This is a genomic window from Sphingomonas piscis (assembly GCF_011300455.1).
GTDB lineage: Bacteria > Pseudomonadota > Alphaproteobacteria > Sphingomonadales > Sphingomonadaceae > Sphingomicrobium > Sphingomicrobium piscis.
On the sequence record NZ_CP049869.1, the window covers coordinates 1,457,982 to 1,476,703 of the forward strand.

At 65.3% G+C, this 18,722-nt stretch carries 23 protein-coding genes; 21 read left to right on the forward strand and 2 right to left on the reverse strand.

All coding sequences use genetic code 11. The features are described 5' to 3' along the window. Positions 1 to 101: 101 nt before the first annotated feature. The 12 genes from gltX to ssb all read left to right on the forward strand — a co-directional run bounded on the left by gltX (position 102) and on the right by ssb (position 10,151). A complete protein-coding gene (gene gltX, locus G7077_RS07285; RefSeq protein ID WP_166411121.1) occupies positions 102 to 1,421 on the forward strand; it encodes a glutamate--tRNA ligase in 1,320 nt (439 codons plus the stop codon). Positions 1,422 to 1,519: 98 nt separating this feature from the next. After that, on the forward strand, positions 1,520 to 2,200 hold the full coding sequence (locus G7077_RS07290) for an energy transducer TonB (protein ID WP_166411122.1): 681 nt from the start codon (positions 1,520 to 1,522) through the stop codon (positions 2,198 to 2,200). Positions 2,201 to 2,240: 40 nt separating this feature from the next. Then, positions 2,241 to 2,567: a hypothetical protein gene (locus tag G7077_RS07295; RefSeq protein WP_166411123.1), complete on the forward strand. Its 327-nt coding sequence runs from the start codon at positions 2,241 to 2,243 to the stop codon at positions 2,565 to 2,567. A gap of 11 nt (positions 2,568 to 2,578) precedes the next feature. After that, positions 2,579 to 3,532, forward strand: a complete 954-nt coding sequence (ribD, locus tag G7077_RS07300; protein ID WP_166411124.1) for a bifunctional diaminohydroxyphosphoribosylaminopyrimidine deaminase/5-amino-6-(5-phosphoribosylamino)uracil reductase RibD — start codon at positions 2,579 to 2,581, stop codon at positions 3,530 to 3,532. A 9-nt stretch (positions 3,533 to 3,541) separates the two neighbouring features. Beyond that, on the forward strand, positions 3,542 to 4,180 hold the full coding sequence (locus tag G7077_RS07305) for a riboflavin synthase (RefSeq protein ID WP_166411125.1): 639 nt from the start codon (positions 3,542 to 3,544) through the stop codon (positions 4,178 to 4,180). A gap of 18 nt (positions 4,181 to 4,198) precedes the next feature. Further along, positions 4,199 to 5,494, forward strand: coding sequence for a 3,4-dihydroxy-2-butanone-4-phosphate synthase (gene ribB / locus G7077_RS07310; RefSeq protein WP_166411126.1), 1,296 nt, complete (start codon positions 4,199 to 4,201; stop codon positions 5,492 to 5,494). After that, a complete protein-coding gene (gene ribH, locus G7077_RS07315; protein ID WP_166411127.1) occupies positions 5,495 to 5,917 on the forward strand; it encodes a 6,7-dimethyl-8-ribityllumazine synthase in 423 nt (140 codons plus the stop codon). Positions 5,918 to 5,991: 74 nt separating this feature from the next. Next, positions 5,992 to 6,813 carry a DMT family transporter gene (locus G7077_RS07320; protein ID WP_246167098.1) on the forward strand — a complete coding sequence of 274 codons (822 nt, stop codon included), beginning with the start codon at positions 5,992 to 5,994 and terminating at the stop codon, positions 6,811 to 6,813. Next, a complete protein-coding gene (locus G7077_RS07325) occupies positions 6,810 to 7,463 on the forward strand; it encodes a COQ9 family protein (protein WP_166411128.1) in 654 nt (217 codons plus the stop codon). Before G7077_RS07320 ends, G7077_RS07325 begins: the two co-directional genes overlap by 4 nt. A gap of 49 nt (positions 7,464 to 7,512) precedes the next feature. After that, complete coding sequence (locus G7077_RS07330) at positions 7,513 to 7,776, forward strand: FeoA family protein (protein ID WP_166411129.1); 264 nt, start codon at positions 7,513 to 7,515, stop codon at positions 7,774 to 7,776. Between the two features lie 2 nt (positions 7,777 to 7,778). After that, positions 7,779 to 9,626, forward strand: a complete 1,848-nt coding sequence (gene feoB, locus G7077_RS07335) for a ferrous iron transporter B (protein ID WP_166411130.1) — start codon at positions 7,779 to 7,781, stop codon at positions 9,624 to 9,626. A gap of 27 nt (positions 9,627 to 9,653) precedes the next feature. After that, a complete protein-coding gene (ssb, locus tag G7077_RS07340; RefSeq protein WP_166411131.1) occupies positions 9,654 to 10,151 on the forward strand; it encodes a single-stranded DNA-binding protein in 498 nt (165 codons plus the stop codon). Here ssb and G7077_RS07345 read toward each other — a convergent pair. Both G7077_RS07345 and G7077_RS07350 read right to left on the reverse strand, forming a co-directional pair. After that, positions 10,148 to 10,675: a YceD family protein gene (locus G7077_RS07345; RefSeq protein WP_166411132.1), complete on the reverse strand. Its 528-nt coding sequence runs from the start codon at positions 10,673 to 10,675 to the stop codon at positions 10,148 to 10,150. The two genes, ssb and G7077_RS07345, sit on opposite strands and share 4 nt — an antisense overlap. Beyond that, the gene (locus G7077_RS07350) at positions 10,672 to 11,172 is read right to left on the reverse strand and encodes a ubiquinol-cytochrome C chaperone family protein (RefSeq protein ID WP_166411133.1); all 501 of its coding nucleotides are present in this window, start codon (positions 11,170 to 11,172) and stop codon (positions 10,672 to 10,674) included. The genes G7077_RS07345 and G7077_RS07350 overlap by 4 nt, the downstream gene beginning before the upstream one ends. A gap of 116 nt (positions 11,173 to 11,288) precedes the next feature. On the opposite strand from G7077_RS07350, the gene G7077_RS07355 reads away from it, so the two are divergent. The 9 genes from G7077_RS07355 (at position 11,289) to G7077_RS07390 (ending at position 18,670) form a co-directional block, all read left to right on the forward strand. Continuing rightward, entirely contained in the window at positions 11,289 to 11,759 is a 471-nt protein-coding gene (locus tag G7077_RS07355) for an outer membrane protein assembly factor BamE (protein WP_166411134.1), read from the forward strand. Between the two features lie 39 nt (positions 11,760 to 11,798). Then, positions 11,799 to 12,041 (forward strand): tryptophan 2,3-dioxygenase family protein, encoded by a 243-nt coding sequence (locus tag G7077_RS14290; protein ID WP_281347021.1) that lies wholly within the window; start codon positions 11,799 to 11,801, stop codon positions 12,039 to 12,041. Continuing rightward, positions 12,041 to 12,565 (forward strand): tryptophan 2,3-dioxygenase, encoded by a 525-nt coding sequence (locus G7077_RS14295; RefSeq protein WP_281347063.1) that lies wholly within the window; start codon positions 12,041 to 12,043, stop codon positions 12,563 to 12,565. Before G7077_RS14290 ends, G7077_RS14295 begins: the two co-directional genes overlap by 1 nt. Then, positions 12,562 to 13,716: an aminotransferase class V-fold PLP-dependent enzyme gene (locus tag G7077_RS07365; protein WP_166411135.1), complete on the forward strand. Its 1,155-nt coding sequence runs from the start codon at positions 12,562 to 12,564 to the stop codon at positions 13,714 to 13,716. Before G7077_RS14295 ends, G7077_RS07365 begins: the two co-directional genes overlap by 4 nt. Positions 13,717 to 13,868: 152 nt before the next feature. Then, on the forward strand, positions 13,869 to 15,152 hold the full coding sequence (locus G7077_RS07370) for a hypothetical protein (protein WP_166409926.1): 1,284 nt from the start codon (positions 13,869 to 13,871) through the stop codon (positions 15,150 to 15,152). Positions 15,153 to 15,246: 94 nt separating this feature from the next. Further along, on the forward strand, positions 15,247 to 15,819 hold the full coding sequence (locus G7077_RS07375; RefSeq protein ID WP_166411136.1) for a fasciclin domain-containing protein: 573 nt from the start codon (positions 15,247 to 15,249) through the stop codon (positions 15,817 to 15,819). A 90-nt stretch (positions 15,820 to 15,909) separates the two neighbouring features. Then, positions 15,910 to 17,013 carry a DNA polymerase III subunit beta gene (gene dnaN / locus G7077_RS07380; RefSeq protein WP_166411137.1) on the forward strand — a complete coding sequence of 368 codons (1,104 nt, stop codon included), beginning with the start codon at positions 15,910 to 15,912 and terminating at the stop codon, positions 17,011 to 17,013. After that, on the forward strand, positions 17,010 to 18,068 hold the full coding sequence (gene recF / locus G7077_RS07385; RefSeq protein ID WP_166411138.1) for a DNA replication/repair protein RecF: 1,059 nt from the start codon (positions 17,010 to 17,012) through the stop codon (positions 18,066 to 18,068). The genes dnaN and recF overlap by 4 nt, the downstream gene beginning before the upstream one ends. A gap of 14 nt (positions 18,069 to 18,082) precedes the next feature. Next, complete coding sequence (locus G7077_RS07390) at positions 18,083 to 18,670, forward strand: hypothetical protein (protein ID WP_166411139.1); 588 nt, start codon at positions 18,083 to 18,085, stop codon at positions 18,668 to 18,670. Positions 18,671 to 18,722 lie beyond the last annotated feature (52 nt).

The following is an 18,722-nucleotide window of genomic DNA, read 5'->3' on the forward strand; positions in this document are numbered from 1 at the left end:
AGTGCTGCCCCAATCCCCGGCTGCGGCTTTGTCCCGCCTTAGCCAAGCGGAGCCGAGTCCAGCAAGCTTGCCGCGCCGCCGGTGCGCGTTAAAGCCGCGTCATGACCGTCGTTTCCCGCTTTGCACCGTCGCCGACCGGCCGACTTCACGTCGGCAATATTCGCACGGCGCTCCACAACTTCCTGTTTGCGCGGCAGCATGGCGGGCGCTTCCTGCTGCGGATCGACGACACGGACCGGGAGCGGTCGACGGCGGAGTTCGACCAGGCGATCCGGGAGGATCTCGACTGGCTAGGCCTCACGCCCGACGCCATTTTCCGTCAGTCGGAACGATTCGATCTCTACGAACGCGAATTCGAACGGCTGAAGGCGGCCGGGCGGGTCTATGCCTGCTATGAGACGCCCGAAGAGCTGGATCTTCGCCGCAAGATCCTGCTCGGCCGCGGGTTGCCGCCGGTGTACGAGCGTAAGCCGCTCGACGCGGCGGTGCCGGAGTGCCGGACGCCGCACTGGCGATTCCGCCTCGATCACGACCGGCCGATCGTGTGGACCGACCTCATCCGCGGCGAGCAGAGGTTCGATCCCAAGCTGCTGTCCGATCCGGTAGTGCGCCGCGAGGACGGCAGCTGGCTCTACCTTCTGCCCAGCGTCATCGACGATGCCGACATGGGGGTTACCCACATCGTCCGCGGCGAGGACCATGTGTCGAACAGCGCCGCCCAGCTGCAGATGTTTGAGGCGCTGGGCGCCACGCCGCCACAACTGGCACACGAGGCGCTGCTGGTCGCCGCGGAGGGCAAGCTGTCGAAGCGGCTCGGGTCGCTCGGGGTCCAGCAGATCCGGGAAGAGGGTCTGGAGCCGCTGGCATTGCTGTCGGTCCTCGCCCGCCTTGGCACCTCGCAGCCGGTCGAGCCCTTCACCCGCGTCGACGAGCTCGCCGCGACGCTCGACTTCGCCCATTTCGGGCGAGCGCCGGCGCATTTCGACCTGCACGACGTCGAACTGATCAACGCGCGGCTGTTGCATGGGATGGATTATGCGGCCGTCGCGGATCGCCTGCCGGCCGACGCGATGGAGGCCGATTGGACGCTGCTTCGTCCCAATCTGCAGCGGCTGTCCGATTTCGAGCAATGGTTCGAACTGGTGTCTGGTGACATTGTTGCGCCGGATTTAAGCGATGACGATCGCCGATTTGTTATCGTCGCAGAGGCGCAGGCTCAGCAGATCGACTGGTCGGGCGAGCCCTGGCGCGACCTGACCGAAGCGTTGAAGGCGAGCACCGGCCGGAAGGGCAAGGCGCTGTTCATGCCGCTGCGCCTGGCGCTGACCGGTCGCGAACATGGGCCCGAGATGAGCGCCTTGGTAAAGCGCATTGGCAAGGAGCTTACGCTCACCCGCTTAAGGGCTGCCGGCACACACTAGCAACACCACCGGAACGCCGCTTCTCTGGAACAAACAGGCTTGCTCCTGGTATGATATGATGTAACATCATCTTACGACTCAGGAGAGGAGGTCGCAAAATGCTTGCTTATGCTGCCGGCCGTCAGGGGATCGCTGCGCGCGGCTCATCCCCATCCACCATGCTGTTGATTATCGGCGGTCATGTTGCCGTGGTCGCCCTGGCGATGAGCGCAAAGTTCATCATCGATGCGAGTCCCCGCACACCGCCGACCATGATTGACCTCATAGAAACCGAGAAGATCCCGGTCCCGCCGCCACCGGAAGATAATGCGCCGCCGCAGCACGCCGCGCCAAAGTCCGACCCGTATGTCCCGCGAGTCCCGACACCAATGCCGCCTCAGCCCGGCACGAGCATGAGCACGACCGCCGAGCCGACAGGGCCGACCGGGCCTGTCGCCGGGACCGATCCAGCTATCCTCGTGCCGCTCACGCCTCCAACGCCGATACCCGTTCCGGTCCGGCTCGGACCGAGGCTTGCCACGCCAGCATCCGCGCTACGACCGCCGTATCCGACGTCGAAGCTGGACTCGCAGGAGGAAGCGTCGCTTCGGCTACGGCTGACGATCGACGAACGTGGACGGGTGGTCGCCGTAGATCCCGTCGGCGCTAATGATCCGGCCTTCCTCAACGCGGCGCGCCGCCACCTGATCGCCAAGTGGCGCTATCAACCGGCTACCGTTGACGGGAAAACGATCCAGTCGACCACGGTCATCACCCTTCGCTTCCAGCTGGAAGGCTGAGGGGCTGGCGGGAGAACGGGCGCGGGCCTATCTAAAGATCATGCCCGTCCTTCCGCCCTACTTCGGTCCTCGCGCGGCGATTGCGGACCTGCTCGCCTTCATGCGGCAGCGCAGCCGTGAGCAGCGCATCGGCGCCGTGCTTGCCGTGGTCGCCACTGCCGCGATCGTGATCGGATTTTTCACGGACACGTCGATCAACCCGAAGCCGGCGACCACCGTCACCTTCACTCAGAGCTGGAGCGCTGATCGAAGCGACGCCGAAATCATCGCCGACCAGAAAAAGGATCAGGCCATGCGCGACGCCGCAAAGGAGAAGCGCCGCCAGGAATATGTGAAGCTGCAAAAGCAGCTGGGGATGGACGAATAGTCACGCAGTTCATGACGCAGGCGGTCGCGCTCGGCGAGGCCGCGCGTGGGCAGACCGCGCCCAATCCGAATGTCGGCTGTGTGATCGTACGGAATGGCGAGGTGGTCGGACGCGGGGCGACCGCTTCGGGCGGCCGGCCCCACGCCGAGGCCGAGGCCTTGTCGCAAGCCGGAAGCCAGGCGGAAGGCAGCACCGTCTACGTTACGCTCGAACCCTGCGCCCATAGCAGCCCACGCGGCCCAGCCTGTGCCGACTTGCTGGTCGCCGCGCGGCCTCAGCGTGTGATCGTCGCGCTCGAGGACCCCGATCCTCGAACCACTGGCCGCGGTATTGCTCGGCTTCGCGAAGCGGGAATTGCCCTTGACTTGGGTGACGGCGCTGACGAGGCAAGGCACAGCATGGCCGGATGGCTGACACGCCAGCGCCTCGGGCGGCCACGCGTCACATTGAAGCTCGCACTGTCGATCGACGGGAAGGTCGCGCTACCCTCGGGCGAATCCAAGTGGATCACCGGTGAGGACGCCCGCGCTCACGTCCACCTGGAGCGTGCGCAGTCTGACATGATCCTGGTTGGTCGCGGCACCTTTCTCGCTGATTCGCCCAAGCTCGACGTGCGGCTCCCCGGTTTAGAAGAGCGTTCGCCCCGCCGAGCCCTGCTCAGCCGTGGCGAACCCGTCGATGGCTGGGAAATGCTGCAATCTCCACAAGATGTGCACCGGCTTCATGACGTCAATGATCTGCTGGTGGAGGGCGGATCTGTGACCGCTACCGCATTCCTCAACGCCGACCTGGTCGACCGCATCCTCATCTACCGCGCCCCTATCATTGTCGGCGAAGGCAAGTCGTCGTTCGGCTACATCGGTCTCGACGCTATCGCGGACGCGCACGGCCGCTGGCGGGTCAGCGACGGCCGGGCCCTCGGCGTCGACCGCCTCGAAGTTTACGAGCGGGTGCGGGAGGCCTAAGGCGCGGGCATGTTCACCGGCATCATCACCGACGTCGGCACCGTTCGCTTGGTGGAGCAGCGGGCGGACCTGCGCCTCACTATCGCCTGCGGCTACGATCTCTCCACCGTCGACCTCGGCGCCTCCATCGCCTGCTCGGGCGTTTGTCTAACGGTCGTGGACAAGGGACAGGACTGGTTCGCTGTCGACGTCAGCCAGGAAACAGTCAGCCGTACCGCCCCCCAGATGTGGGAAGCGGGACAGCGCCTGAATCTCGAACGCTCGCTGCGGGTCGGTGACGAGCTCGGCGGCCATATCGTCAGCGGCCACGTCGACGGAGTCGCCGAAGTGCTGGGGCTCTGCGACGTTGGCGGCTCCAAGCGGATCGGTTTCGGCATTCCGCTCGACCTGGGGCAGTCGGTTGCGCCCAAAGGCTCGATCTCGATCGATGGTGTGTCGCTAACTGTGAACGATGTCCGTGAGGTCGAAGACCGCACACATTTTTCAGTCAACGTCATCCCTCATACTGCACAGCACACCACTCTTGGCGGCCTTGCGCAGGGGCAACATTGCAATATCGAGATCGACGTGCTTGCCCGCTATTTTCAGCGGATGATCGATGCTCGCAAACATCGGAATGACGAAGGCGAGCTTCCGCATCACACTTGAGTGTGATAATCCGCAGGTATGAGCAGCAATCTAATCGATCGTTTGAACGCCGTCGTCGCGACTGGCGAGGTCAGCCGCGCCGCCTTGGCCCGTGCCGCCGGTCTCCACCCCAACAGCCTCCGCCGGCTCGGCCAACCCGATTGGAACCCTACCGCGGACACGCTGGTGCGGCTCGAAAAGCTTCTTCAGCGCGGCAACGCCGACGTGCTGGTCGATGCCGAAGCAATCATCAACGAGGCGCGCAACGGCCGCATGTTCATCCTGGTCGACGACGACGACCGGGAGAATGAAGGCGACCTCATTATCCCCGCGCAGATGGCGACTCCGGATGCGATCAACTTCATGGCGCGGCACGGCCGCGGACTGATCTGCCTTGCCTTGACCAAGGAGCGGATCGAGCAGCTCGGCCTACCGCCGATGTCGAGCAATAATCGCAGCCGCAACAAGACGGCCTTCACCGTCTCCATCGAGGCGAAGGAGGGCATTTCCACGGGCATCAGCGCCGCCGACCGCGCCCGAACCATCGCCGTCGCGATCGACTCCGCGAACAGCGCCGACGCACTGGTAACGCCTGGTCACGTGTTTCCCTTGGCCGCGCAGCCTGGCGGCGTGCTCGTTCGGGCGGGCCATACGGAAGCCGCCGTGGACGTGTCGCGCCTCGCGGGACTCAATCCATCCGGCGTAATCTGCGAGATTATGCGCGAGGATGGCACCATGGCGCGCCTCGACGACCTGATGGAGTTCGCCCAGGCGCATGGCCTTAAGATCGGCACGATCCGCGACCTTATCGCCTACCGCCTCAAGAAAGATCACATGGTCGAGCGGGTTGCGAGCACCGGCTTTGCCGTCGCGAGCGGTGCCGAATGGCAAGCACAGGTGTTCCGCGACAAGGCAACGGGCGAGGAGCAGCTCGCCATCGTCCACGGCAGCCTCGACCCCAGCAGTCCCGCACTGGTTCGAATGCATAGCGTCGACCTGTTTGCAGATCTTTTGGGCGAGGTCGGTGCCCGATCCGGGATGCTCGCTGGAGCGATGGCGATGATCGAAGCGGAAGGTGCGGGCGTGGTCGTTCTCCTGCATGCCGCCTCGTCCTGCGCCTTGTCGCGTGCGGCCAATGCGCGCTCCGACCAGCCCTCGGAGCCGTCCGAGGGGCTGCGCAACTATGGCATCGGGGCGCAGATCCTTGCGGCGCTCGGCATCCACGAGATGGTCCTGCTGACCAACACGCATTTGTCGCCGGTGGCTTTGGGCGGCTACGGGCTCGCCATCGTAGAGGAGCGGCCTATTGTCTCTTCTAGCGGAAAAGGGGACTGAGTGGGCACCATCCTGATTGCCGAGGCGCGTTTCTACCCGCACCTCAACGACATGCTGCTGGCCGGCGCGCGCGCCGCGATCGAGAAGGCCGGCCACGACCACGAGACGCTGACCGTACCCGGAGCGCTGGAGTTGCCGGGCGCGATCGCGCTCGCCGCCCGAAGCGGCCGCTTCTGCGCCTTCGTTGCGCTCGGGATCATCATTCGCGGCGAGACCTACCATTTCGAAGTCGTCTCGAATGAGAGCGCACGGGGGCTGATGGACCTGACGATCCAGGGCTTCGCGATCGGCAACGGCATCCTCACGGTCGAGAATGAGGCCCAGGCGATCGTTCGAGCCGATCCTGCGCAAAGCGACAAGGGTGGCGGTGCCGCCGAAGCCGCGCTGGCGCTGCTTCGCTTGCGGGAGCAGTACGGATCCTGACCCGCAAGGCGCACCCGCTCGCCTTTCCCGCACTCCTGATCGGCAATGCCGCGCTGGCATGCGGGCCGTGGCTGGTGCGGCTTGCCGATGTCGGGCCGGTCGCCGTCGGCTTTTGGCGGCTGTTCCTGGCCCTGCCTCTGCTCGCCGTTCTGGGGATCGCCGTTGGTCAGAAGCCCGTCTGGCCGCGCAAGCTCATCGCCGGCGCTATTCTCTTATCCGCCATCTTTTACGTGTCGGACCTCGCCATGTGGAACATCGGCATCCGCATGACCAAGCTCGCCAACGCGACCCTGTTCGGCAATTGCGCGAGCTTCGCCTTCGTCGCCTGGGGCTTGTGGCTTGCCCGCAAGTGGCCGACCGGGTTGCAGTCGGCCGCTCTGGCATTGGCCGCGGTCGGCTGCGGGCTCCTCGTGGCCGGGAGCGCCGAACTGTCCGCCCGCAACGTGCGCGGTGACATTCTCGCCCTGCTCGCCGGCATTCTCTACGCCGGGTACCTGATCTTCGTCGAACGGGCGCGAACGGCGCTGAAGCCACTGCAGGTCCTGTTCCTCGCCACCCTGTTCGGCTCCGTCTTCCTGCTTCCTATCAGCTTGGCCCTCGGCGAACGCGTGATGCCGCAGGACTGGACACCCTTGCTGATCATCGCCGTCAGCAGTCAGGTCGTGGGCCAGGGATTGCTGGTCTATGCGATCGGCACCCTACCGTCGGTCGTGGTCGGCCTGGCCCTCCTCACCCAGCCGGCCATCGCCGCAATGATCGGCTGGTTCTTCTATGGCGAGCGCCTGAGCGTTCTCGACTGGGCTGGTGCGGTGGCAATTGCCGCGGCGCTGGTCCTCGTACAGCTTCGCGCGCCAGCCTTGCGAAGCGGACCCGAGCAGCCCAACTTGGCGCCATGACCGACGTCACGCCCCTGGAGGAGATTCGCCGCAAGCTTGCGCTGGCCGTCGGCGAGAATGCGGTGTTCGACGGGTGGAGCATGGCGGCCGTGGACGCCGCCGCCGACCAGCTCGGCGTCGACAAGGCCCAGGCAAGGCTCGCCATGCCCAAGAGCCAAGCCGGCTTGGTCGACCTTTATATCCAGGCCGTTGACCACGCGCTCGAAGCGCATTTCACGCCTGAGCGGATCGCGGCCTTGCGCATCCGCGACCGGATCCGCGCCTTGGTCTGGACCAGGCTGGAGATCATGGGTCCCGCCCGCGAGGCGGTGCGCAGGGCAATCGCAATCCTCGCCATGCCGCAGAACCTGTTGCTCGCCACCCGCGTGACCTGGCGAACGACCGACCTGATGTGGCGGCTGGCAGGCGACACCAGCACCGACTTCAATCACTACACGAAGCGGCTGACGCTCGGCGGTGTTTACGCCTCCACCCTGCTGACTTGGCTCGACGACCAGACGGAGGGTTGGTCCGATACCTCCGCCTTCCTCGACCGGCGGATCGACAATGTGATGAAGATCGAGAAAGTGAAGGCGGAATGGCGCGGCTCGTCCGACCGCCGGATCAGCGTCAGCCGCTTTCTCGGTCGGCTTCGCTATCCGCCCCGCTGAACCACAAGCGGGCTGGCAATCCCTTCCAGTTATTGATAATCAATCGCAAATGAACGCGCCCTTCAAGCCGGACCTGCTTACGCTCGACCAGCTGCCGCTCGGCAAGCAGGCGCGTATCGCCCAGATCGACTGGGATTCGCTCGAGCATAGCGAGGCATGCCGCCTCAAGCATTTCGGGTTTGACGAAGGCGTGGCGGTTCTGCCTCTGCACCTCGGCCCGTTCGGGCGCGATCCGGTTGCCATTCGGGTCGGCCGAATGACCGTTGCGATCCGCCGCCTCCAGGCCCGCGCCATCCAGGTGGTGCCCGCCTAGCCATGAACCCGCTTCCGCTGGTCGCGGTCGCCGGCAGCCCCAATGCCGGCAAGAGCGCCCTGTTCAATGCGCTGACCGGCGCCCGTCAGAAGGTCGGCAATTACCCCGGCGTGACGGTGGAACGAAAGTCCGGCCGGCTGGTGCTCGCCGATGGGCGACCGGTCGAATTGGTGGACCTACCCGGCGCCTACAGCCTTGATCCCGCCAGCCCGGACGAGGCGGTCACAAGGGACGTGCTGCTCGGCCGCCAGCAGGGCGAGCGCCAGCCTGATGCGCTGCTGATCGTGCTCGACGCCTCCAACCTCGACAATCACCTCCGCTTTGCGCTTCAATTGCTGGAGCTCGGCTTGCCCACGGTCGTGGCGCTCAACATGGTCGACATTGCCCAGCGTGACGGGTTGGAGCTCGATGTAAGGGTGCTGGAGCAGCAGCTCGGCGTTCCCGTCATCGAAACGGTCGCCGTTCGCCGTCGCGGCATTACCGAGCTGAACCAAGGCCTCGACGATCTGCTGTCCGGTCCTGTCCGCCGGCCGATGCCACAGACTCCGGAAGACCTGCTGACGTTGCAGCGCCGCGCGCGGGAGATCGCCACCGCGTCCGTGCTGCGGGAAACGCCGGTGCGCCGCTGGACCCACAGGCTCGACTCCGTCCTTCTTCACCCGGTCGCGGGCCCCCTAATCCTTGCAACCATAATGTTCGTGATGTTCCAGGCCGTGTTCGCATGGAGCGAGGCTCCGGTCGGGTGGATCGAGGGTGGCATGGCTGCACTATCGGCGGCCGCAACGTCGGCGCTGCCGGATGGACTGCTACAGTCGCTGATCGTCGACGGCGTGATCGGCGGCGTCGGGGCGGTGATCGTCTTCCTGCCGCAAATCTTGATCCTGTTCCTGTTCATTCTGCTGCTGGAAGGCAGCGGCTACATGGTCCGCGCCGCCTTCCTGATGGACAAATTGATGCATGGTGCCGGCCTTTCCGGGCGCGCCTTCATCCCCTTGCTGTCCAGCTTCGCCTGCGCGGTGCCCGGCATCATGGCGACCCGCACCATCGACGATCCCAAGGACCGGCTTACCACCATCCTGATTGCGCCACTCATGACCTGTTCGGCGCGCCTTCCAGTCTACACTCTCATCATCGCCGCCTTCATCCCTGACCGTGCCGCCGTACCCGGCGTAGGCCTCCAAGGCCTCGTCATGTTCTGCCTCTACATCACTGGAATTCTAGGTGCCTGGCTCGCGGCGGTGGTGCTTCGTCGCGGCGTCCTCAAAGGCGGCGGTGGCGGCTTCATGATGGAGCTGCCCAAATATCAGATGCCGAACGTCAAGGATGTCGGCATCGGCCTGTTCCAGCGCGCTACCATCTTCCTCAAGCGTGCCGGAACGATCATCCTTGGAACTACCATCGTCCTGTGGGCGCTTGCCAGCGTTCCGCAGGCCGGTCCGGGCGAAAAGCAGAGCGAGGTTTCCATCGCGGGCAAGATCGCCAGCGGTATCGAGGTCGTCGTCCGGCCCATCGGCTTCAACCACGACATTGCGCTGGCGCTTCTCCCGGCCATGGCTGCTCGCGAAGTGGCGGTGAGCGCCATCGCCACCGTTTATTCCATCGACGCAAGCGACGAGGAAGCTGCGGCCGCCAGCCTGGAGGATCGGTTGGGCCGAAGCTGGCCGCTACCAACCGCGCTCGCCTTCCTCGCCTGGTTCGTATTCGCGCCCCAGTGCATCTCGACCATCGCTGTGGCCCGCCGCGAAACCAACGGCTGGAAGTGGCCTTTGGTGATGATCGGTTACCTGTTTGCGCTCGCTTACCTGGCTGCCGGTTTGACCTACTGGACGGCGGTGGCGCTGGGCTTATAGCTGAGCGCCAAATCCAAGGAGACGGTTATGGCGGGCGTGAACAAGGTGATCCTGGTCGGCAATCTTGGCGCGGACCCGGAGTCGCGGTCGCTCAACAATGGCGGCGAGGTCGTGAACCTGCGCGTCGCAACGTCCGAGACGTGGAAGGACCGGGACGGCCAGCGCCAGGAGCGCACCGAGTGGCACCAGGTGGTGATCTTCAACGAAAATCTGGGGAAGGTCGCCAAGAGCTACCTTCGCAAGGGCAGCAAGGTCTATCTCGAAGGTCAGCTGCAGACTCGCAAGTGGACGGATAACAACGGCAACGACCGTTATTCGACGGAGATCGTCCTGCAACGGTTCCGTGGTGAACTGGTCCTGCTTGACGGTCGCGACGGCGGCGGTGGCGGCGGCGGCCGCTCCGACTTCGGCGACGAATTCGGAGGCGGCGGCTACTCAGGCGGTGGCGGCGGCGGATCGCGTCCCCAGTCGCGCCCGCAACCGGCGGCGTTCGACACGGATCTCGACGACGACGTTCCCTTCTAGGATTCGCCGCCTTCCAGCTTGCGTTTGAGGTCGGCAAGGGCGCCGAACGGCCCCGCTTCCTCTTCGCTCATGACCCCGGCTTCCTTCAGCGCCGCTTCCGCTCCCGCACTGCGCGGGTAAGGGTCGAGGCTGAGCGCCAGCGTGTCGGCAAGCGCCTCGCCAAGGTCGATTGCCGCGCCGTCGTGGAAGACCACGTCCATGTCGCCTTCGCCTAGCTCCAACTCGTCGTCCGGCACGGCGGCGGACGGTTCGGGCGCGAACAGGATGTCGAAGGCTTCATCGACGTGGGCCGGAACCGGCTCGCCGGTGACGACGCACCTTTGATCGAGACGCGCGGCGATCCTGCCCTTGGCACTGATCTGCTGCCCATCGCGCGTCAGCACCGCGTGGGCGTCGAACCGCTCCAGGTTTTCCAGCCCGAGCCGCTTCGCGACCATACGCCGCTCCTCTTCGTCGGCCGATAATTCCAGTCGTTCTCCATCGCGGATGCGGTCCAGCGTCAGGCGATGGGCGAAGCCGCTCATGCCCATTCTCCGCCGACAACCCGACCATCCGGCGAAGCCTCAAGCCGCTGCCACAGCGACTTCAGCGCATCCCCAGCCGCAGCCGACGCAATCACGCCGTTCAGGCCCTCGGCTGCTTCCTCGTTCCAACCGCTACCGGCGTTCACCACTGCGCGGACCCGGTCCACGCGCGCCGACAGCGCTCCAGTGAGCTTTCGGACGATCTTGCCCAGGGTGGGATCGCCATAGCCGAGCTGGCGATGTTCATGATCCATCGATTCGACGAACCGCTCAACCAGCCCTGCCCCGGCTTGCTGCGCCGATTCGTCGCCACGCTCCAGCCGAACCGCGACGAACGCGCACACGGTCGCGAGCACCGAAAAGCGCCCGTCCAGTGTGTCGGGAACACCCAGGTCGGCATACCAGAAGGGCTTGCGGGATTCCGCAACGGCTGCGGAGAACAGGGCCGTGTTGCGCGGCTCGGCCGGCGTTAATCGTGGGAACAGGAATCTAAACATAGTGGAGCCTCACCGGCGGGAGGCTTGCGCCTCCCTATCGCCCGGGCATATTGAGGCGAAGGGCGGCGCGTGCAAGTTCCCGGGCGTTTGCCGCAATCGGAAGGTCGAACAAGTTCATGAAGTCAGCGCTGCTGAAAGTCGCAACAATCGCTCTTGGCGCCGGTGTCCTCGCCGGCTGCGGCGGGGTACGGGCTCATCGCGGCGTAGTCCTCGACCAGGATGTGGCCGCCGCGATTCAACCGGGCGTCGACAATAAGGACTCGGTGCAGAAATCGCTGGGCCGACCGACCTTCACCGGCCAATTCGATGCCAACGACTGGTATTATGTCTCGCGCGACACGCAGCAACTGGCATTCCGTGATCCGAGCGTGAGGCAGCAGACGGTGCTGCGCGTGCGCTTCGACCAGGCAGGCAACGTCGTGGCTGTCAACAAGACCGGCAAGGAGCTGGTGGCAAACATCGATCCTTATGGCCGCGAGACGCCGACGCTTGGCCGCCGCCGCAGCTTCTTCGATGAATTGTTCGGCAACATCGGTACGGTTGGGTCGGGCATGACCCCCGGTGGCAGTGCCGAACCCACTCAGTAAACGGCTTCCGCCTGCCGCGGCTGCTCGCAAGGAGCGGCCATGACTGCGACTCCTGCCGGGATTACCTATTCCGACTATTTGGCGCTCGATGAGTTGCTGGGCGCCCAACGGCCCTTGTCGACTCTGCACGATGAGATGCTCTTCATCGTCATTCATCAGACCAAGGAACTGTGGCTCAAGCAGATGCTGCATGAGCTTGGCCTTGCGCAGTCGCTGATCCGCGAGGACCGTTTCGCCCCGCCTACAAGGCACTTGCCCGCATCAGCCGCATCCAATCGGTGATGACGCTGTCTTGGGACGTGCTGGCCACACTGACTCCGGTCGACTATTCCGCCTTTCGGCACGTCCTCGGCACCTCGTCGGGGTTCCAGTCGGCGCAATTCCGCGAATTCGAATATCGCTTAGGCCTGAAGGATGCCGCTTTTCTGAAGCATTACGCCGGCGACAGCCGCGATTATCACGCGCTGCTTCGTGCCTTCGATCAGCCGAGCCTGCGCGACGATGCCCATCAAGCGCTGGAGCGCGCGGGGTTCGACCTCGGCGACCGATCGGATGAGGCGGTCGCGGGCGTGTGGCTGGACGTCTACCGTGATGCGGACCGCTGGTTCGACCTCTATCAGCTTGCCGAGAAGCTGATCGACATCGACGATGCGCTGGCGTCATGGCGGCACAAGCATGTGCTGACGGTGGAGCGGATCATCGGCGGGAAGCCGGGGACCGGCGGCTCGGCCGGCGCGGCCTACCTCCGCTCGACGCTCAGCAAGCGCATCTTCCCCGAACTGTGGGCGATCCGAACCCAGCTATGAGCTTCAAGCACCTTTTCTCGCGCAGCCTCGGTGCTGCGCCGGAGCGGCTGCACATGGCGGCGCACAGCCATCACCTGTGGCCGGACGCAAGTTTCGAAGGGCAGGCCCAATGCTGGGAGGACGCCGCCAGCCTTGCGGACGGCAAGTGGGACAAGGTGATGGGCCAGGTCTGGCCCGAAGCGCAGGGCCATGTGGCGCGCGAGCTTGGTACCGGGCAGCCGGATGCCGTCGTGTTCGCCTCCAACACGCACGAACTGCTCGTCCGCCTGGTTTCGGCCCACCCGCAGCGCCCGGGGCTGCGGGTGCTGACCAGCGACGGCGAGTTTCACAGCGCACGTCGGCAATTCGAACGGTGGCAGGAATCGGGCGACATCGTGATCGACGCTGTTCCGGTCACGCCCGCGGACACGTTCGACGCCCGCTTCCTCGACCGCGCCAAAAGCGGCGAGCATGATCTCCTGTTCATCAGCCAAGTGATGTTCGGCAGCGGGCAAAGATTTGGCCCGATCGATGAACTTGCCGCGCTTGCCCGACCTGAAGGCCCCTGGGTCGTGATCGACGGCTATCACGCCTTCATGGCTGTCGAGCGGCCGTTCGGGGCCGATGCGGCCGCGGGCGCCTTCTACCTGTCGGGCGGGTACAAATATGCGATGGCGGGCGAGGGGTGCGGCTTCCTCCATGCGCCGCCAGGGTTTGGGACGCGTCCGGTGGTCACCGGCTGGTATGCCGAATTCGATGATCTGGCGATTCCACCCGGCCACGTCGGCTACGCGCCTGACGCACGGCGTTTCCTCGGCGCCACCTTCGATCCCTCGGGACTGTACCGGTTCAATGCCGTTCAGCGCATGCTGGCAAGTGAAGGGCTTACCACTGCGACCATCTCGGCGCACGTTCGGGCGCTTCAATACGAACTGATCGGGCAACTCGCGGGAACCTCCCTGGGGTATAGTGAGCTCCTGAACCCGCCGGGGGGCGGCTCCGCCCGCTTCCTTGCCTTTGCGACACCGCATGCAGCCCGTTGGTCCGCCGAGTTGAAAGCCTCGGGCTGCACGACGGACGTCCGGGGCGAGGTGCTGCGGGTCGGTTTCGGGCTGTACCACGATGCGGATGACATCGAGTCCTTCGCTCGTTTGTGCCGGTCGCTGACCTAGTTCAACCGGCTGAGCGCTCGACTCATCCTTTTCTGAATTTGGCGGAAATCTGGGGTTCACCTTGCTGCGGCAGGGTGTGTCGCTGTGCCGCCCACCGTTGGAACGGGGGGCCAGAACGACCGTTAGGGTCGCAAGTCACAAGGAGATTCAACATGAAGAGGCTCATTTTGGCCGCCGGTGTCGCCGCTTTGGCGATCGCTGCGCCGGCCTCCGCCCAGAAGGGCGGACATGGGGGCGGTCATGGGGGTGGTGGCGGCGGAAAGGCTGCCAAGGCTGATCGCGGTCCCGGCGGCGGCGGCCGGCCGCAGATGCAACGCGGCGGTGGTGGTGGAGGCGGCGGTCACGCGTTCAAGGCGGAACGTCGTGGCGGCGGCGGACAGATTGCCCGTGGCGGCGACCGGCCGAAGATCCAGCAGCGCATGGCCCGGCCGGAGCGGGCGCGCGGCCCGGAACGCCAGGCCTTCCGAATGGAACGCGCCAAGCCCCAGCGTGCCGAACGTGCATTCGCACAACAGGTGCGCGGACGCGATCGTCAGCTAGAGCGTGCGTTCCGCGCGGATCCCCGCGATGTCCGCGTCGCGGGTCGCGAATGGAAGGACAACGTCCGCGTCGCCAGCCGCGACTGGAACGATTACGATCGCTGGGAAAATGTTCGCGGCCGTTCCTACGGCTGCCCTCCGGGTCTTGCCGCCAAGGGCAACGGCTGCCTGCCGCCGGGTCAGGCCAAGAAGCTGATCGGCGGCGCACTGCCGGCCGCATATGCCGGGTCATACCTGCCGGACTATCTGCGCGGCTACTACCGTGACGACGACGACTATTACTATCGCTACGGCGACGGCTACGTGTACCGGGTGAACCGCAGCGACAATTTAATCGCGTCGCTGCTGCCGCTTTTCGGCGGAAGCTATGGGCTTGGCCAGACCTTCCCGCTGTCGAACCCGAACTATTATGTTCCGAGCTATTACAGCTCCTTCTACCCGGACACGCCGTACAGCTCCTACCGATACGATGACGGCTACCTCTACCAGGTCGACCCCTACAGTGGGCTTGTCGAGGACGTGTCGCCGATGCTTGGCTTCGGCTACGGAGTCGGCCAGATGCTGCCGGCCGGCTATTCGGCCTACAACGTGCCGTATCAGTACCGCGACATGTATTACGACACCGACGACGCTTACTATCGCTATGCGCCGGGCGCGATCTACCAGGTCGATCCGCAGACCAACCTGATCACGTCAGTCGCGTCGCTACTGACGGGATCGCCGCTCGGGATTGGGCAGCCGCTCCCGACGGGCTACGACGTCTACAACGTCCCTTATGCCTATCGGGACCGCTACTACGATACGAACGACGCCTGGTACCGTTATGCCAACGGCAACATCTACCAGGTCGACCCGACGACGCAGCTGATCACCGCCGTAATCAGCGCTCTCGTCTAACGCCGAACCAAGCCGAGGGATGGCCCGGGAACCGAAAGGCACCCGGGCCATTTCGCATCCACAACATACATCAGCATTTTCGAAGAGGATCGCGATGCGCACCACCCTCACCAGTCTTGCAGTGGCCCTTGCATTGGGCAGCCTTGCCAGCTGCGGCGGCGGCGGTGACGGCGGTAATCAGGCTGGCGAAGCGCAGACCGGCAAGGCAAAGGACGCGGCCGGAGACAAGACGATTGCGACCGGCCTCGGCAGCAATGGCCGGTTTGCCGCCCTGGCGAAGACTGCGGGCCTCGACCAGACGCTGGCCGGTCCCGGACCCTACACCGTCTTCGTTCCTGACGATGCCGCGATCGCCAAGGTGCCGGCGGAGACCAGCGCCGCGTGGAGCAAGCCGGAAGGCCGCGGTGAGGTCACGCGCCTACTCACCTATCACATCGTGCCCGGCGTCGTTCTCGCCGATGATCTCGGCAAGGCGATCGACCGCGGAAAGGGCAAAGCGCAGATCATCACGATGGGCGGCGGCACGCTGACGGCGGCGAAGGAGGGTGGCAGTATCGTCATCACCGACGGCAATGGCGGCAAGGTCACGGTTACCAAGGCGGACGAGCAATATTTGAACGGCGCCGTCCACCATATCGACGGCGTTCTCACGCCCGGAAAGAACTAAGCCGGACGATCTGCCGCAACTGCCTCTGGCACGGCGCGGAACGCTCGTTATAACGGGCGCAAACGCGTCTCCAGAGGGGTGGGCAAGCAGATGAAGGTCACGATTGAACGGGCGACACTCCTCAAGAGCCTGAGCCACGTCCAGTCGGTGGTGGAACGCCGCAACACCATCCCGATTCTGTCCAACGTCCTGTTCGATGCCAGCGAGGACGGCGCAATCCGCCTCATGGCCACCGATCTCGATCTCCAGGTCGACGAAAGCGTTCCCGCCAACGTCGCTCAACCCGGCGCCACCACCGTGTCGGCGCACACCTTGTTCGACATCGTTCGCAAGCTTCCCGAGGGCAGCCAGGTCGAGCTCACCGCCGCCGACGGCAAGATGCAGGTCAATGCCGGCCGCTCGCGCTTCAACCTGTCGACGCTTCCCCGCGACGACTTCCCGGTGATCGCCGAGGGCGACCTGCCGACCCGGTTCGAGCTTCCCGCGGCGACGCTCCGCCAGATCATCGACAAAACCCGTTTCGCCATATCCAGCGAGGAAACCCGCTACTATCTAATGGGCATCTTCCTCCATGTCGCCGACGACCAGTTGAAGGCTGCGGCAACGGACGGCCACCGGCTGGCGCGCGTAACGGTTGCGAAGCCCGATGGAGCCGACGGCATGCCGGACGTCATCGTGCCCCGCAAATGCGTCGCCGAACTGCGCAAATTGCTCGACGAGGTCGAAGGCACGGTGGAAGTTTCGCTATCGCCGACCAAGGTGCGCTTCGGTCTCGGCAGCGCGGTGCTGACCAGCAAGCTGATCGACGGCACCTTTCCCGATTACAACCGGGTCATTCCCACCGGGAACGACAAATTGCTGAAGCTGGATCCCAAGAGCTTTGCGCAAGGCGTCGATCGCGTTTCCACCATCGCCAGCGAGAAGACGCGCGCGGTGAAGATGAGCGTCGATCGCGACAAGATCACCTTGTCCGTCACCTCGCCCGAGAACGGCGTCGCCACCGAGGAAGTGCCGGCGGACTATGGCGCCGAGGGCCTGGAGATCGGCTTCAACGCCCGCTACCTCCTGGACATCCTCGGCGAAATCGATGGCGACACGGTAGAAGTGCATCTGGCTGACGCCGCGGCGCCGACCCTGCTGCGCGAGAGCGACAAGTCGAATGCACTGTACGTTCTCATGCCCATGAGAGTGTGAGCCTTACCCGCTTAACCCTCACCGACTTCCGCTCCTACGCCGAAGCACAGCTGGAGCCCGGCCCGGGCTTTGTGGTGCTGACGGGCGATAACGGCGCTGGAAAGACCAACATCCTTGAGGCCGTGTCGCTTCTGACGCCGGGTCGTGGCCTTCGCGCTGCTCCTTTGGGCGAGATGGCACGCGAGCAGGGCGCCGGCGGATTCACCGTCCATGCCCGGCTTGGCGACGTGGAAATTGGAACCGGCACCACGGCTGCGGCGCCCGAGCGCCGCCAAGTCCGCGTCAACAGTGCCCCGGCTTCGGTGAACGCGCTCAGCGAATGGCTGTCCGTCCTTTGGCTAACGCCGGCAATGGATCGCCTGTTCGCCGGCAGCGCGGGTGACCGACGCCGCTTTCTCGACCGGCTGGTGCTGGCACTTGAACCATCCCATGCCCACCACGCCGCCCGCTACGAAGCCGCGATGCGTGCCCGCAACAAATTGCTCGCGGAGCCCGATGGTGCCGACCCATCCTGGCTTGGGGCGTTGGAAGCGGGAATGGCCGAGCATGGGGGTGAGGTCGCCCAGGCGCGCAGCCGCACCGTCGCTGCCCTCTCCGATCGGCTCAGCGCCACGCCGGACGACGACTTCGCGCGCGCCGCCATTGCGCTGGAAGGCTGGACAGGCCGTGATCTCGCCGCCGAACTGCGCGCCAACCGTGGCCGCGATGCCGCCGCCGGGCGCGCAGTGGCCGGTCCGCATCGGCAGGATCTCTCCGTTATCCACGCCGCCAAGGTCATGCCGGCAGCGCGATGCTCCACTGGCGAGCAAAAGGCGCTGCTGCTCGGCCTCATTCTTGCCCATGCCGAGCTGGTGGCCGAGCGACGGGGCATGGCGCCGATCCTTCTTCTCGACGAAGTGGCGGCGCACCTCGACGCCCGTCGCCGCGCGGCTTTGTTCCAACGTCTCGAAGGGCGTAATCAGGTGTGGATGACGGGCACCGATGCCTCGCTGTTCACCGAGGTGAGGCAGGCGTCGCGCTACGAAGTGGCGGGCGGGGCCGTGCACCGGGTGTGAAGGGGAATGGACTGATGGCTTCACGGCAGCAGGCCGGCGCTTTGGCAAGCTTCGCTGCGGCGGCGCTGACAATCGCTGGTATGGGTGTGGGGATCGGCATCATGCAGGCGATGAGTGTCGCCAGCGGCATGGAGGTCGCCTCCGCCAGCGTCGAGGCGCTGCGCGCAGCCCGACCTTTGCTGATTGCCGCCGAACTCCTGAAGATCGTGACCGGGATCGCCATCATCGTCGCGGTGACGGCAAGTCGCCGCCGCTGGCGCATCTCCACGCTCGCTGCCGGGCTCGGCTACGCCGCCGCGCTGCTGGTGATGGCGGCGGGCGTGGTCGGCCTTTTTGCCGTGCTGGCACTAGCCACGTCCTCGCCGCGGATGGGCGCCATTGTCGGCCTGCTTGGGCTTCTCTCCTTGCCCGCAACGGGAGCATGGGCCGCGCTCTCCACCTGGGGACGACCGAATGCACCGCGCTCTTTGAGGATGGCCGCCATCCTGCTTGCCATCTCCGGCGTCGCTACCCTTGTCTTTCCCCCAGTGGGGCTGCTGTTCGGAGTAGCCAGCCTGCTGTGGTGGATCACGCTTGGTCTGACCCTGCGCAGACCGGCCTGACTCACGCGTGTGCACGCGCATACGCCACGCGCATGCGCGTGACTTTCGGCGC

Coding starts and splice junctions, on each gene's coding strand:
- feoB (WP_166411130.1), top strand. CDS start 7,779: ATGAACCCGCTTCCGCTGGTCGCGGTCGCCGGCAGCCCCAATGCCGGC.
- dnaN (WP_166411137.1), top strand. CDS start 15,910: ATGAAGGTCACGATTGAACGGGCGACACTCCTCAAGAGCCTGAGCCAC.
- G7077_RS07290 (WP_166411122.1), top strand. CDS start 1,520: ATGCTTGCTTATGCTGCCGGCCGTCAGGGGATCGCTGCGCGCGGCTCA.
- G7077_RS07345 (WP_166411132.1), bottom strand. CDS start 10,675: ATGAGCGGCTTCGCCCATCGCCTGACGCTGGACCGCATCCGCGATGGA.
- G7077_RS07295 (WP_166411123.1), top strand. CDS start 2,241: ATGCCCGTCCTTCCGCCCTACTTCGGTCCTCGCGCGGCGATTGCGGAC.
- G7077_RS07325 (WP_166411128.1), top strand. CDS start 6,810: ATGACCGACGTCACGCCCCTGGAGGAGATTCGCCGCAAGCTTGCGCTG.
- G7077_RS07365 (WP_166411135.1), top strand. CDS start 12,562: ATGAGCTTCAAGCACCTTTTCTCGCGCAGCCTCGGTGCTGCGCCGGAG.
- ssb (WP_166411131.1), top strand. CDS start 9,654: ATGGCGGGCGTGAACAAGGTGATCCTGGTCGGCAATCTTGGCGCGGAC.
- G7077_RS07390 (WP_166411139.1), top strand. CDS start 18,083: ATGGCTTCACGGCAGCAGGCCGGCGCTTTGGCAAGCTTCGCTGCGGCG.
- G7077_RS07355 (WP_166411134.1), top strand. CDS start 11,289: ATGAAGTCAGCGCTGCTGAAAGTCGCAACAATCGCTCTTGGCGCCGGT.
- ribD (WP_166411124.1), top strand. CDS start 2,579: ATGACGCAGGCGGTCGCGCTCGGCGAGGCCGCGCGTGGGCAGACCGCG.
- G7077_RS07330 (WP_166411129.1), top strand. CDS start 7,513: ATGAACGCGCCCTTCAAGCCGGACCTGCTTACGCTCGACCAGCTGCCG.
- ribB (WP_166411126.1), top strand. CDS start 4,199: ATGAGCAGCAATCTAATCGATCGTTTGAACGCCGTCGTCGCGACTGGC.
- G7077_RS07375 (WP_166411136.1), top strand. CDS start 15,247: ATGCGCACCACCCTCACCAGTCTTGCAGTGGCCCTTGCATTGGGCAGC.
- gltX (WP_166411121.1), top strand. CDS start 102: ATGACCGTCGTTTCCCGCTTTGCACCGTCGCCGACCGGCCGACTTCAC.
- G7077_RS07370 (WP_166409926.1), top strand. CDS start 13,869: ATGAAGAGGCTCATTTTGGCCGCCGGTGTCGCCGCTTTGGCGATCGCT.
- G7077_RS07350 (WP_166411133.1), bottom strand. CDS start 11,172: ATGTTTAGATTCCTGTTCCCACGATTAACGCCGGCCGAGCCGCGCAAC.
- G7077_RS14295 (WP_281347063.1), top strand. CDS start 12,041: ATGACGCTGTCTTGGGACGTGCTGGCCACACTGACTCCGGTCGACTAT.
- G7077_RS14290 (WP_281347021.1), top strand. CDS start 11,799: ATGACTGCGACTCCTGCCGGGATTACCTATTCCGACTATTTGGCGCTC.
- G7077_RS07305 (WP_166411125.1), top strand. CDS start 3,542: ATGTTCACCGGCATCATCACCGACGTCGGCACCGTTCGCTTGGTGGAG.